The 13332-nt window shown below is 59.0% G+C and carries 10 protein-coding genes and 2 tRNA genes; 4 read left to right on the plus strand and 8 right to left on the minus strand.

The genetic code is table 11. The features are described 5' to 3' along the window. Positions 1-135: 135 nt before the first annotated feature. The 8 genes from KVG88_RS20315 to rnr all read right to left on the minus strand — a co-directional run bounded on the left by KVG88_RS20315 (position 136) and on the right by rnr (position 9907). Entirely contained in the window at positions 136-2439 is a 2304-nt protein-coding gene (locus tag KVG88_RS20315) for a YgiQ family radical SAM protein (RefSeq protein WP_150705316.1), read from the minus strand. A gap of 186 nt (positions 2440-2625) precedes the next feature. Next, positions 2626-4023 (minus strand): replicative DNA helicase, encoded by a 1398-nt coding sequence (gene dnaB / locus KVG88_RS20320; RefSeq protein WP_150705315.1) that lies wholly within the window; start codon positions 4021-4023, stop codon positions 2626-2628. 120 nt (positions 4024-4143) lie between these two features. Then, on the minus strand, positions 4144-4590 hold the full coding sequence (gene rplI / locus KVG88_RS20325; RefSeq protein ID WP_034149636.1) for a 50S ribosomal protein L9: 447 nt from the start codon (positions 4588-4590) through the stop codon (positions 4144-4146). Between the two features lie 19 nt (positions 4591-4609). Beyond that, positions 4610-5503: a YybS family protein gene (locus KVG88_RS20330; RefSeq protein ID WP_217872574.1), complete on the minus strand. Its 894-nt coding sequence runs from the start codon at positions 5501-5503 to the stop codon at positions 4610-4612. Between the two features lie 36 nt (positions 5504-5539). Beyond that, positions 5540-5770, minus strand: a complete 231-nt coding sequence (gene rpsR, locus KVG88_RS20335) for a 30S ribosomal protein S18 (protein ID WP_002551829.1) — start codon at positions 5768-5770, stop codon at positions 5540-5542. Between the two features lie 28 nt (positions 5771-5798). Continuing rightward, positions 5799-6221 (minus strand): 30S ribosomal protein S6, encoded by a 423-nt coding sequence (rpsF, locus tag KVG88_RS20340; protein WP_003217491.1) that lies wholly within the window; start codon positions 6219-6221, stop codon positions 5799-5801. A 285-nt stretch (positions 6222-6506) separates the two neighbouring features. Next, positions 6507-7274 carry a 23S rRNA (guanosine(2251)-2'-O)-methyltransferase RlmB gene (gene rlmB, locus KVG88_RS20345; RefSeq protein ID WP_150705313.1) on the minus strand — a complete coding sequence of 256 codons (768 nt, stop codon included), beginning with the start codon at positions 7272-7274 and terminating at the stop codon, positions 6507-6509. Beyond that, a complete protein-coding gene (gene rnr / locus KVG88_RS20350) occupies positions 7271-9907 on the minus strand; it encodes a ribonuclease R (protein WP_150705312.1) in 2637 nt (878 codons plus the stop codon). The genes rlmB and rnr overlap by 4 nt, the downstream gene beginning before the upstream one ends. Positions 9908-10131: 224 nt before the next feature. Between rnr and KVG88_RS20355 the strand changes: the two genes are divergently transcribed. The 4 genes from KVG88_RS20355 (at position 10132) to KVG88_RS20370 (ending at position 13319) form a co-directional block, all read left to right on the plus strand. Then, positions 10132-10218, plus strand: a tRNA-Leu gene (locus tag KVG88_RS20355). 166 nt (positions 10219-10384) lie between these two features. After that, positions 10385-10471 (plus strand) — tRNA-Leu (locus KVG88_RS20360). A 272-nt stretch (positions 10472-10743) separates the two neighbouring features. Then, the gene (locus KVG88_RS20365; protein ID WP_217872575.1) at positions 10744-11754 is read left to right on the plus strand and encodes an extracellular solute-binding protein; all 1011 of its coding nucleotides are present in this window, start codon (positions 10744-10746) and stop codon (positions 11752-11754) included. Next, positions 11754-13319: an ABC transporter permease gene (locus KVG88_RS20370; protein ID WP_217872576.1), complete on the plus strand. Its 1566-nt coding sequence runs from the start codon at positions 11754-11756 to the stop codon at positions 13317-13319. Before KVG88_RS20365 ends, KVG88_RS20370 begins: the two co-directional genes overlap by 1 nt. Positions 13320-13332 lie beyond the last annotated feature (13 nt).

Below are 13332 nucleotides of genomic sequence, written 5' to 3' on the forward strand. Positions count from 1 at the left end.
ATCGCAGCCTTCGGCAGCTCCTACAGTGGAATGGCGTGCACCTGTAGGGGCTGCCGAAGGCTGCGATCTTTTGATTTGGCGTGGAATGCAAAACGCCAACCCGAAGGTTGGCGTTTTGTTCAGCTCAAGCGCGGTTTAGCGCGGCACGACCGGCTTACGGGTCGGCTTCGGCCCCTTGCCTTTGGCCGCGTCCTTGCGCTCCTTGGCCGCCTGCTGGTTGCGGGCGAACGCCGCAGCCTTAGCCTGTTCACGCTTGTCCCACGGGTTGCCGCCATCGCTCGCGCGGGGTGGCAGACCGGTGTGCTGGGTCAGGATCTTGGTGGTCTTTTCCCCTGCAACCTTGTGGCTGCCGGCCGGTGTCGAGTTCTTGCGGCGGGCACTCTGATAGCTGTCGGTGGACGGCTGGTGCAGCGGGATCAACTGGTTCTTGCCCGGCCCGATCAGGTCGGCGCGGCCCATGCGGGTCAGCGCTTCACGCAGCATCGGCCAGCCTTTCGGGTCGTGATAACGCAAGAACGCCTTGTGCAGACGGCGCTGCTCTTCGCTCTTGACGATGGTGACCGCGTCAGACTTGTAGGTGACCTTGCGCAGCGGGTTCTTGCCCGAGTGGTACATCGCGGTGGCGGTGGCCATCGGCGACGGGTAGAACGCCTGCACCTGATCGGCACGGAAACCGTTGCCCTTGAGCCACAACGCCAGGTTCATCATGTCTTCATCGGTGGTGCCTGGGTGGGCGGCGATGAAGTACGGAATCAGGTACTGCTCCTTGCCCGCTTCCTTCGAATACTTCTCGAACATGCGCTTGAACTTGTCATAGCTGCCGATGCCCGGTTTCATCATCTGGTTGAGCGGACCTTCCTCGGTGTGTTCCGGGGCGATCTTCAGGTAGCCACCCACGTGGTGGGTCACCAGCTCTTTAACGTACTCCGGCGACTCGACCGCGAGGTCGTAGCGCAAGCCGGAAGCGATCAGGATCTTCTTCACGCCCGGCAACTCACGGGCGCTGCGGTACAACTGGATCAGCGCCGAGTGGTCGGTGTTCAGGTTCGGGCAGATGCCGGGGAACACGCACGAGGGCTTGCGGCACGCGGATTCGATTTCCGGGCTCTTGCAGGCGATGCGGTACATGTTCGCGGTCGGGCCGCCGAGGTCGGAGATCACGCCGGTAAAGCCCGGGACCTTGTCACGAATCTCTTCGATTTCGCGAATGATCGACTCGTGGGAACGGTTCTGGATGATCCGGCCTTCGTGCTCGGTAATCGAGCAGAACGTGCAGCCACCGAAGCAGCCACGCATGATGTTCACCGAGAAACGGATCATGTCGTAGGCCGGGATCTTCTCCTTGCCGTACGCCGGGTGCGGAATACGCGCGTAAGGCATGCCGAACACGTAGTCCATTTCTTCGGTGGTCATAGGAATCGGCGGCGGGTTGAACCAGACGTCGACTTCGCCATGCTTCTGTACCAGCGCACGGGCGTTGCCCGGGTTGGTTTCCAGGTGCAGCACGCGGTTGGCGTGGGCGTAGAGAACAGCGTCGCCACGGACTTTTTCCACCGAGGGCAGACGAATCACGGTTTTGTCGCGGGTCATCTTCGGGCTGGCCAGGATCTGCACGACCTTGGCTTCCTGCGGATCTTCAACCGGACCTTTTTCCTGCTCGATGGCGCAGGCCTGGGTGTCCTGGGTGTTGACGTACGGGTTGATGATCTTGTCGATCTTGCCCGGACGGTCGATGCGCGTGGAATCGACTTCGTACCAGTCTTTGGGCGTATCGCGACGAATGAACGCGGTGCCGCGCACATCGGTGATGTCTTCGATCTTGTGGCCGTAGGATAGACGCTGGGCGACTTCGACAATCGCACGCTCGGCGTTGCCGTAGAGCAGGATGTCGGCGCAGGCGTCGATCAGGATCGAGTTGCGGACCCGGTCCTGCCAGTAATCGTAATGAGCGATGCGGCGCAGGGAGGCTTCGATGCCGCCGAGCACGATTGGCACGTTTTTGTAGGCTTCCTTGCAGCGCTGGCTGTAGACCAGGCTCGCACGATCCGGACGCTTGCCGGCCAGGCCACCCGGGGTGTAGGCGTCGTCGGAACGGATTTTTTTGTCCGCTGTATAGCGGTTGATCATCGAGTCCATGTTGCCGGCCGCGACACCGAAGAACAGGTTCGGCTCGCCGAGCTTCATGAAGTCGTCTTTGGACTGCCAGTTCGGCTGGGCAATGATCCCGACGCGGAAACCCTGGGACTCCAGCAGCCGGCCGATGATCGCCATGCCGAACGACGGGTGATCGACGTACGCATCACCGGTGACGATGATGATGTCGCAGGAATCCCAGCCAAGCTGATCCATCTCCTCCCTGCTCATGGGCAGGAATGGCGCTGGCCCGAAACATTCGGCCCAGTACTTCGGATAGTCAAATAACGGCTTGGCTGCTTGCATGTCGATAACCGGTGTTGGCTTTCATTGAATTTCGCGGGCGCGGAATATAGCACATTTTTTGACCAATTCCGACGGCTATGGTCGGAAATTGCGGTAACCCTATCGCTGGCAAGCCAGCTCCCACAGGACCAATGCGATCCCTGTGGGAGTTGGCTTGCCAGCGATAGGGCCCATCAGGACGCTAAATTATTCGTCGTCGTCGAAGTTGTAGCTACCCGGTGCCAGGTTTTCGAATCGGGTGTACTTACCGATAAACGCCAAACGAATAAAGCCGATCGGCCCGTTCCGCTGCTTGCCGATGATGATTTCGGCAATGCCCTTGTGCTCGGTTTCCGGGTGATACACCTCGTCGCGGTAAACGAACATGATCACGTCGGCGTCCTGCTCGATCGCTCCGGATTCCCGCAAGTCGGAGTTCACCGGGCGCTTGTTCGGACGTTGTTCCAGGGAACGGTTCAACTGAGACAACGCCACCACCGGGCAATTGAATTCCTTGGCCAGGGCTTTCAGGGACCGGGAGATCTCGGAAATCTCGTTGGTCCGGTTGTCACCGCTGGAACCCGGGATCTGCATCAGTTGCAGGTAGTCGATCATGATCAGGCCGACTTCGCCGTGCTCACGCACCAGACGCCGGGTCCGCGCGCGCATTTCCGACGGGCTGATGCCGGCGGTATCGTCGATGAACAGCTTGCGGTCGTTGAGCAGGTTGACCGCCGAGGTCAGGCGCGGCCAGTCGTCGTCTTCAAGCTGACCGGAACGGACCTTGGTCTGATCGATACGGCCAAGGGACGAGAGCATACGCATGATCAGCGATTCGCCTGGCATCTCGAGCGAGTAAACCAGGACGGCCTTCTCACTGCGCAGCACGGCGTTTTCCACCAGGTTCATCGCAAAGGTAGTTTTACCCATCGATGGACGGCCGGCGACGATGATCAGGTCGGAAGGTTGCAGGCCGCTGGTCTTCTCGTCGAGGTCCGTGTAACCGGTGGACAGGCCGGTAATGGCGTTATCCGTGTTGAACAAGGTGTCGATACGGTCGATGGCCTTGGTCAGCAGGTCGTTGACGCCCACCGGGCCGCCGGTTTTCGGCCGGGCCTCGGCGATCTGGAAGATCTGGCGTTCAGCTTCGTCAAGAATCTCGGCGGCCGTGCGGCCCTCAGGATTGAACGCGCTGTCGGCAATTTCGGTGCTGATGCCAATCAATTGTCGTAACGTCGCCCGCTCACGAACGATCTGCGCATAGGCCTTGATGTTGGCGACCGATGGCGTGTTTTTCGCCAGCTCACCGAGGTAACCGAGGCCGCCGACTTGCGAGGTCTGACCTTCCTTGTCCAGTTGCTCGGACAGGGTCACGACGTCGATCGGCATGTTCTGATCGGCCAGCTTGGCGATCGCTCGGAAAATCAGGCGGTGGTCATGTCGATAAAAATCGCCGTCGGAGACTTGATCGAGCACGCGCTCCCAGGCGTTGTTGTCCAGCATCAGTCCACCGAGCACAGCCTGTTCGGCTTCGATGGAATGCGGCGGCACCTTCAGCGCGGCGGTTTGCAGATCGTATTGCTCAGGAGCGGAAATTTCGTTCATGGCCACTTGGAATCAGATGTAAAAACGGGGATGCCAGAAAGACAAAGGGCACGACCTGTAAACAGGATCGTGCCCGATGTTACCGGCAAGCACCCGAGGGTGCCAGCCGACAAGTGCTGCTTAAGCTGCTACCACGACAACGCGTACGGTGGCTTCAACTTCAGCGTGCAGGTGCACGGCTACGTCGAATTCGCCTACGTTGCGGATGGTGCCGTTCGGCAGACGAACTTCGCTCTTCTGCACTTCAACGCCGGAGGCGGTCAGTGCGTCAGCGATGTCGTGAGTACCGATCGAACCGAACAGCTTGCCTTCGTCGCCAGCGGTGGCAGTGATGGTCACTTCCAGCTCGGCCAGTTGGGCAGCGCGGCTTTCAGCCGACGACTTACGATCTGCTGCTGCTTTTTCCAGCTCAGCACGACGCTCTTCGAACGCAGCCAGGTTGGCTGGGGTCGCAGCGGTAGCTTTGCCGTAAGGCAGCAGGTAGTTACGACCGTAACCAGCCTTAACGTTCACTTTGTCACCCAGGTTGCCCAGGTTGGTGACTTTTTCCAGAAGGATCAGTTGCATGTGAAAATCCTCTTAACTTTTAACCTTCACCGTTCGCGTTATCGGCATCTTTCGGTGCCGAACGACCGCGAAAATCAATCAGGCTGTCGACGATGGCCAAGACCACCAGCAACGGATAGATCAGCTGCATGAACAGCAACAGCGTGACGTACATCCCCACCAGCCAGAATCTGGCCAGTCGCTTTTGCGCCACCAGCCCGTGAATCAGGGCCAGCCCGGCGAACACCAGCGGTACACTGCACAACGGCGTCAACATGGCCATCTGCGAACCGAGATTCGGCCCCAGAAGCATGCACGCCAGCAGTACCATCGCCGGCAACAGCGGGAAGCGGATGGCGCGAAACTCGCGACCAAAACCACCCGGGTTGTACAACAACGCCTGCCAGTAGCGCCCGAGAAGCAGGCTCAGCAAGCTGACGATTTGCAACAAAGCCGCAATCAGGCCGGTCAGGACGGGTGCAATCAGGGACGCGAAACGCGCTTGTTCGTCTACCGACAGCTTCTGGTAGACATCACCGAGTAGCGACGGCATGACTTTTATCAAAGCCTGCGCCAGCATCTCGATCTGGGGACCAAAAGCTGTCCCCAACACCACTGAAAACACCACTCCCATCGCTATGCTGACCAGCAGCACGCGGTTCCAGGACTCGCTTGCGCGCAAAACCAACGCAAGGCTCGCCGACCCCAGCAGCACCAGAAGTGCCCGTGGGTCGTCGGAGTAAAGCCACCAGAGCAATGCCGGCAGCAGTCCCAGAGCAAGAACGCCCAGGGCGTCCTTCAATCCGCGCCGCAGGAGCACAAGGCATCCGGCGGCAGCACCCAACCAATACAACAACGGCAATGCCGCACATCCAGCCACTACCAGAGTGGCCTGCACGCGGCCCCGCATGATGAACTCAGCTAAGGCACGCATACATTCAATCCTTTGCTACGTGTCGACTGCCCGGTCTCAGCGGCCGTGGCTGTCGGTGTAGGCCAGCAGGGCCAGGAAGCGGGCGCGCTTGATAGCGGTGGCCAGCTGACGCTGATAACGAGCTTTGGTACCGGTGATGCGGCTTGGAACAATTTTGCCGGTCTCGGATACGTAGGCTTTCAGAGTGTTGAGATCTTTGTAATCGATCTCTTTCACGTCTTCAGCGGTGAAGCGGCAGAATTTACGACGACGGAAGAAACGTGCCATTTGATAGGCTCCTTAAAAGGTCCGTGGATTACTCGTCAGCGTTATCGCTGTTGTCGCTGTCATCACTATCAGCGCTTTCAGCGCCTTCGTGCTCAGGACGGTCGCGACGCTCACGGCGCTCACTGCGGTTTTCTTCAGCCTTGAGCATCTCGGATTGGCCGGTAACGGCTTCTTCGCGACGGATGACCAGGTTACGGATCACTGCATCGTTGTAGCGGAAGTTGTCTTCCAGCTCGGCCAGGGCCTTGCCAGTGCACTCAACGTTCAGCATCACGTAGTGAGCCTTGTGAACATTGTTGATTGCGTAGGCCAGTTGACGACGGCCCCAATCTTCCAGACGGTGGATTTTGCCGCCGTCTTCTTCGATCAGCTTGGTGTAACGCTCAACCATGCCGCCGACTTGCTCGCTTTGATCCGGGTGGACCAAAAAGATGATTTCGTAATGACGCATGAATGCTCCTTACGGGTTGTAGCCTGCCGCTCAAAAGCGGTCAGACAAGGAGTGAATGACACTTATGGACTTGAGGACGCTAGACACGTGGGTGCCTGCCATCACAGCAAGGGGCGCAATTGTAGAGAAGGGGCGAAGGAGGCGCAAGGTAATTGGTGATTATTTGAACAACCACCATATGCCGGACACCTGTAGGAGCTGCCGAAGGCTGCGATCTTTTGACTTTGATTTTTCAAGATCAAAAGATCGCAACCTGCGGCAGCTCCTACAGAGGGACCGCGTGGATCAGGATTTCTTGGCAGCAGCCTTGGCTTTGGCACCACGCTGACGCTGCGCTTCGAACAGGCAAACGCCAGTCGCCACCGAAACGTTGAGACTGCTGACGCTACCCGCCATCGGCAGGTTCACCAGATAGTCGCAGTGTTCGCGGGTCAGGCGACGCATGCCCTTGCCTTCAGCGCCCATGATCAGAATGGTCGGGCCGGTGAGGTCCTGGTCATAAATGCTGACCTCAGCCTCCCCCGCCGTACCGACAACCCACAACCCGCGCTGCTGGAGTTTCTCCAGCGTGCGCGCCAGGTTGGTCACGGCGACCAGCGGAATCACTTCCGCGGCACCACAAGCAACTTTTCGAACAACCGGCGTCAGTGTCGCCGACTTGTCTTTGGGCACGATCACCGCCAGCGCACCTGCCGCATCGGCAGAACGCAGGCAGGCGCCCAGGTTGTGCGGATCAGTCACACCGTCGAGCACCAGCAACAGCGGCGCACCTTCCGTGCGATCGAGCAGTTCGTCGAGCATCGCTTCGCCCCAGACCTGGCTCGGGCTCACTTCAGCGACTACGCCCTGGTGCACACCCTCAACCCAGGCGTCCATTTCACGGCGCTCGGCCTGACCCACCTGGACACGGTTTTCATTGGCCAGTTCGATCAGTGTCTGCACGCGCGGGTCACCGCGACCCTCAGCCAGCCAGATCTGCTTGACGCGTTTCGGGTGGTGACGCAGCAACGCTTCTACAGCATGTACGCCGTAGATCTTTTCCAACTGACTCATGGCTTGGCCTTAGGTTTACGCGCCCCGCCACTTTTGGCTGGGGCCGAGCCCGCTTTTGGCGGGCCTTTACGATGTTTGCTCGGTTTGGCCGGCTTGCCGCCGACGTCCTTTTCAGGCGTCGACCGTCCGGTCTTTCCCCCAGACGCCGCTTTACCGCCGCTTTTCGCACCGGCCAGCAACGCCTGTTTCATTTCACGACTTTTACGCACTTCGGCGTTCTTCGCCGCAGCATCGCTCGGACGATAGGCCTCGACAGCCTTTTCCTTGGCAGGACGACGACCGGTTTTGGCCGGTGCTGGTTCTGCGGCGGTTTTTGCAGACGACGCTGCAGGCGCTGCGGTTTCGGTGCCACGCTTCTTGCGACCGATTGGCGCGCTGATGGTCTTTTCGGCCATCTCGAAGTCAATCTTGCGCTCGTCGAGGTCGACGCGCATGACCCGCACTTCCACAGTATCGCCCAGGCGGAAGCTGCGACCGGTACGCTCACCGGCCAAGCGGTGATGCACAGGATCGAAGTGGTAATAATCGCCTGGCAGCGCGGTGACGTGCACCAGGCCTTCGACGTAGATGTCGGTCAGCTCGACGAACAGACCAAAACCGGTCACCGCGGTGATTACGCCTGGGAACGACTCGCCCACGCGGTCTTTCATAAACTCGCACTTGAGCCAGTTCACGACGTCGCGGGTGGCTTCATCGGCGCGACGCTCGCTCATCGAGCACTGCTCGCCGAGCTGCTCCAGCGCGGCTTCGTCGTACGGATAAATGCGCGCCTTCGGAATGGTCATCGCACCGGCACGGCGAACGTGCGGGGTGTCCTGTTTCGAATGGATCACGCTGCGAATCGCCCGGTGCGTGAGCAAGTCCGGGTAGCGGCGAATCGGCGAGGTGAAGTGGGTGTAAGCCTCATAATTCAGGCCGAAGTGGCCCTGGTTATCAGCGCTGTACACCGCCTGGCTCAACGAACGCAGCATCACGGTCTGGATCAGATGGAAATCCGGACGATCCTTGATACCCGCCAACAAGGCCTGGTAATCCTTCGGCGACGGGCCGTCCTTGCCTTTGTGCAGGGACAGGCCGAGCTCGCCGAGGAACGCGCGCAGTTTTTCCAGACGTTCTGGTGGCGGGCCATCGTGAACGCGATACAGCGCCGGGATTTCGTGCTTTTTCAGGAACTCGGCGGTGGCCACGTTGGCCGCCAGCATGCATTCCTCGATCAGCTTGTGCGCGTCATTACGAACGGTCGGACGGATTTCGGCGATTTTGCGCTCGGAACCGAAGATGATCCGGGTTTCCTGAGTTTCAAAATCGATCGCGCCACGCACATGACGGGCCGCCAGCAACACTTTGTACAGCGAGTAGAGCTGCTTGAGGTGCGGCACCACGTCGGTGTATTCGCCACGCAGCTTGCGTGCTTCGGTGGCTTTCGGCGTTTCCAGCATCGCGCTGACCTTGTTGTAGGTCAGACGGGCGTGGGAGTGGATCACCGCTTCGTAGAAGCAGTAGTCGGTCATCTCGCCGGATTTGGAGATGGTCATCTCGCAAACCATGGCCAGACGATCGACTTGCGGGTTCAGCGAGCACAGGCCGTTGGACAGCTGTTCCGGCAGCATCGGGATCACGCGCTCGGGGAAGTACACCGAGTTGCCGCGAACCTGAGCTTCGGCATCGAGTGCCGAACCGAGTTTCACGTAGCTGGATACGTCGGCAATTGCCACGTACAACTTCCAGCCACCGGAGAACAGGCGCAATTTGCCCGGACGGGCTTCGCAGTAGACCGCATCGTCGAAGTCGCGGGCATCTTCACCGTCGATGGTAACGAACGGCAGATGGCGCAGGTCGATACGCTTCTCTTTGTCTTTCTCTTCGACTTCCGGCTTGAGCTTGCCGGCTTCCTTGAGCACGGCGTCCGGCCAGACGTGAGGAATGTCGTAGGTGCGCAGCGCAACATCGATTTCCATGCCCGGCGCCATGTAGTTGCCCACGACTTCGACCACGTCGCCTTGCGGCTGGAAGCGCGGCGTCGGCCAGTGGGTGATCTTCACTTCGACGAACTGACCGATCTGCGCATTGGCGTTACGGCCCGGCGTGACCAACACTTCTTGCTGGATCTTCGGGTTGTCGGCAACGACAAAACCGATGCCGCCTTCTTCGAAGTAGCGACCGACGATGGTTTCGTGAGCGCGAGACACCACTTCGACGATCATGCCTTCGCGGCGACCACGACGGTCCAGGCCGGAAACCCGCGCCAGGGCACGGTCACCGTCGAACACCAGACGCATTTGCGCCGGGCTCATGAACAGGTCGTCACTGCCGTCGTCCGGCACCAGGAAGCCGAAGCCGTCACGGTGGCCGCTGATGCGGCCGAGGATCAGGTCGAGCTTGTCCACCGGCGCATACGTACCGCGACGGGTATAGATGAGTTGAGCATCGCGCTCCATGGCGCGCAGACGGCGGCGCAGGGCTTCGATCTGGTCTTCTGTGGTCAGACCAAACTCTTCGACCAGTTGCTCGCGGTTAGCAGGCGAACCCCGATCAGCAAGATGCTGAAGGATCAGTTCGCGGCTAGGAATGGGGTTTTCATATTTTTCCGCTTCACGAGCGGCCTCGGGATCGAGGGACTGCCAATCGGCCATTAGAGAGTTTTCACCTTGTCTATATACGGGTTAGTTTGGCATAGGCGTAATGAAACGGGAAATTTCAGGCTAAGACGACCCTTCTTGAGCCCTGTATCGACACCTCAAAGCTGTTTTGTAGACCGCTGGCGAAATTTACGAGGTTTTTTTGAGCCTGGGGGTTTACAGTTAAAAAGACGCTCCGTATAGTGCGCGCCATCGACGACGGAGACGTTGCCGATATTGCCCAGATGGTGAAATTGGTAGACACGCCAGCTTCAGGTGCTGGTGACCGCAAGGTCGTGGAAGTTCGAGTCTTCTTCTGGGCACCAATTTCGAGCTTGAGATTAGTTCAATTTCAAGGCTCACACAAAACCCGCGAAAGCGGGTTTTTTGCATTCCGGGTTTCTGATTTATTAAATTTAAATCAGGGGTTTACAGATCAAAATGCTCTCCGTATAGTGCGCCACATCAACAGCGGCAACGCTGAAGATGATTGCCCAGATGGTGAAATTGGTAGACACGCCAGCTTCAGGTGCTGGTGACCTTACGGTCGTGGAAGTTCGAGTCTTCTTCTGGGCACCAATTCAAATCCAAGGTTACGACCCTGGATTTCACAAAAACCCGCGAAAGCGGGTTTTTGCGTTTCTGGCCTAAAAACCTCCCCCCGCAGGACCTGTAGGAGCTGCCGAGAGAAACGAGGCTGCGATCTTTTGATTTTCAAGATCAAGCCAAAAGATCGCAGCCTTCGGCAGCTCCTACAATGAGCCAACCTCGCCTTTCAATGCGCATTTGAGAAACAATATCGTTTATCATTGTTGCAAGTTTTTGCAATGCGACAGTGAGGAACCCTGCGAATGATGTTTCGAAATACCCTGCGCCGCGGCCTGACCATCACCCTTCTCGGCCTGACACTCGCCACTCCCCTCGCCCAAGCCGCCGACCCGGTTGCCCTGACCCTCTACAACGGTCAACACAAAGAAGTGGGCGACGCGGTTGCCAAAGCCTTCGAAGCCAAGACCGGCATTCACGTCAATGTACGCAAAGGCAGCAGCAATCAGCTCGCCAGCCAAGTGGTGGAAGAAGGCGATCGCTCCCCCGCCGATGTGATCTACACCGAAGAATCCCCTCCGCTGAACAAACTCGGCGAGCAAGGCCTGCTGGCCAAAGCTGACGACGCAACACTGGCGGTGCTGCCCAAGGAATACGTGGCCGGCAATGGCACCTGGATCGGTGTGACCGCCCGGGTCCGCGTGGTGGCGTTCAACCCCAAGCTGATCGATGAAAAAGACCTGCCGAAATCGGTGATGGAGTTTTCCGATCCGAAATGGCAAGGCAAGGTCGGCTTCGTGCCCACCAGCGGCGCCTTCCAGGAGCAAGCGGTCGCGATCATCAAGGTGCACGGCTTGGACGCCGCCGAAGAGTGGCTGACTGGTCTGCGGGCATTCGGCAAGACTTACAGCAATAACATGGTCGCGCTCAAAGCCGTGGAAAACGGCGAAGTGGCTACCGTTTTGGTGAACAACTACTACTGGTTCGCCTTGCAACGGGAAAAAGGCCAGCTCGATTCGAAGCTGCACTACTTCACCGGCGGCGACGTCGGCGGGCTGATCACCGTGTCCAGCGCCGCCGTCCTGAAATCCAGCAAACATCCAAAAGAAGCCCAGCAATTGCTCGCCTACATGGCCAGCGAAGAAGGTCAGCGCGTGATCACCCAGACCACCGCCGAATACCCACTGCACAAAGGCATGGAATCGGATCGTGGGCTCAAGCCTTTCAGCGAGCTGGAAGCGCCGAAAGTCACCCCGGCTGACCTGGGCAATGCTGAAGAAGCCCTGGATCTGGAACGCGAGGTTGGCCTGAACTGATGAGCGCGTCGTTATCCGCCCTCGCCACCAAGAGCATGTACGTGCCACGGCGCAAGCGACCATCGATCTGGTTGCTGCTGCCGGTGTTGCTGCTGGTTGTGCTCAGCTTGCTACCGCTGGCCTATGTCGGGCTCAAGGCCTGGCAGGCAGGCTGGGCCGAGGCGCTGCACTTGCTGTGGCGCCCTTACGTGTTTGGCCTATTGCGCAACACTCTGGCGCTGATGGTCGGCGTGACGCTGGCGTGCGGCGTGATTGGCCTGTCACTGGCCTGGTTGCTTGAACGCAGTAATTTGCCGGGACGACGGCTATGGGGCGTGATTCTATGCCTGCCGTTCGCCGTGCCCGCATTTGTCAGCAGCTTTACCTGGGTTTCCCTGAGCGCTCATTTCGAAGGGCTCGGCGGGGCCATTCTGGTGATGACGCTTTCCAAGTACCCATTGATTTTTCTTCCGGTGGCGGCAACCCTGCGCAATCTCGACCCATCCCTGGAAGAGTCCGCGCGCACCCTGGGGCAAAATCGTTGGGGCGTATTCTTCAAGATCACCCTGCCCCTGCTCTGGCCCTCACTGCTCGCCGGCTCATTGCTGATTGCATTGCACATGCTGGTGGAGTTTGGTGCGCTGTCGATCATAGGCCTGCAAACCTTTACCACCGCAATCTATCAACAGTTCGAACTGGAGTTCAGCAACGCCAACGCCGCAATGCTTTCGGCGGTGCTGTTGGTGCTATGCCTGATACTGCTGTGGCTGGAACTGCGGGTTCGTGGCAAAGGCCGACATGTGCGCACCGGACAGGGCGCAGCAAGGCGAGCGGAGCAGGTTCGTCTGGGACCATGGGCGCTGGCGGGGCAGCTTTACTGCCTGCTGCTGGCAATCATTGGCAGCGGCGTTCCCCTGGGCATGCTTGCGTACTGGCTGGCAGTAGGTTCTTCGGCGGCATTCCCGGTGGCCGCCATCGGTGAAGCGCTGTTTTCATCTCTGGCGCTGTCTGTTGGCGGCGCCGCGTTGTGCCTGGTGCTGGCGGTGCCAGTAGGCCTGTTGGTAGTACGCTACAAAGGCCAACTGGCGATCTGGGCGGAACGTTTGCCGTATCTGTTGCACGCGTTGCCTGGCCTGGTGATCGCACTGACGCTGGTGTATTTCGCCTTGCACTATGTGCCCGTGCTGTACCAGACCTCGGCGCTGCTGCTGATTGCATATGCGCTGTTGTTTTTGCCGCTGGCTCAGGCACCCATTCGCACAGCATTGAACAAGGCTGCGCCGCAACTGGAAGAAGCCGCGCGAACGCTGGGGGCCTCGTCGTTCACCGCGTTTTGCCGGATAACCCTGCCGATCATTTTCCCGGCATTGGGTGCGGCGTTTGCGCTGGTATTCCTGGATGCGATGAAGGAGCTGACGGCAACGTTGCTCCTAAGCCCCACGGGGCTCAACACATTGGCAACGGAAGTGTGGGCGCATACCGCTAATGTGGAATTTGCGGCGGCGGCGCCTTATGCGGCGTTGTTGATACTCGTGTCGGGGTTACCGGTCTATCTGCTGACGACCCGGATGTATTTGAGACACTGACAAAGCAAAAGAT

Origin of the sequence: Pseudomonas azerbaijanoccidentalis, assembly GCF_019145495.1 — a bacterium.
In the GTDB taxonomy this organism is placed as follows: Bacteria; Pseudomonadota; Gammaproteobacteria; order Pseudomonadales; family Pseudomonadaceae; genus Aquipseudomonas; species Aquipseudomonas azerbaijanoccidentalis.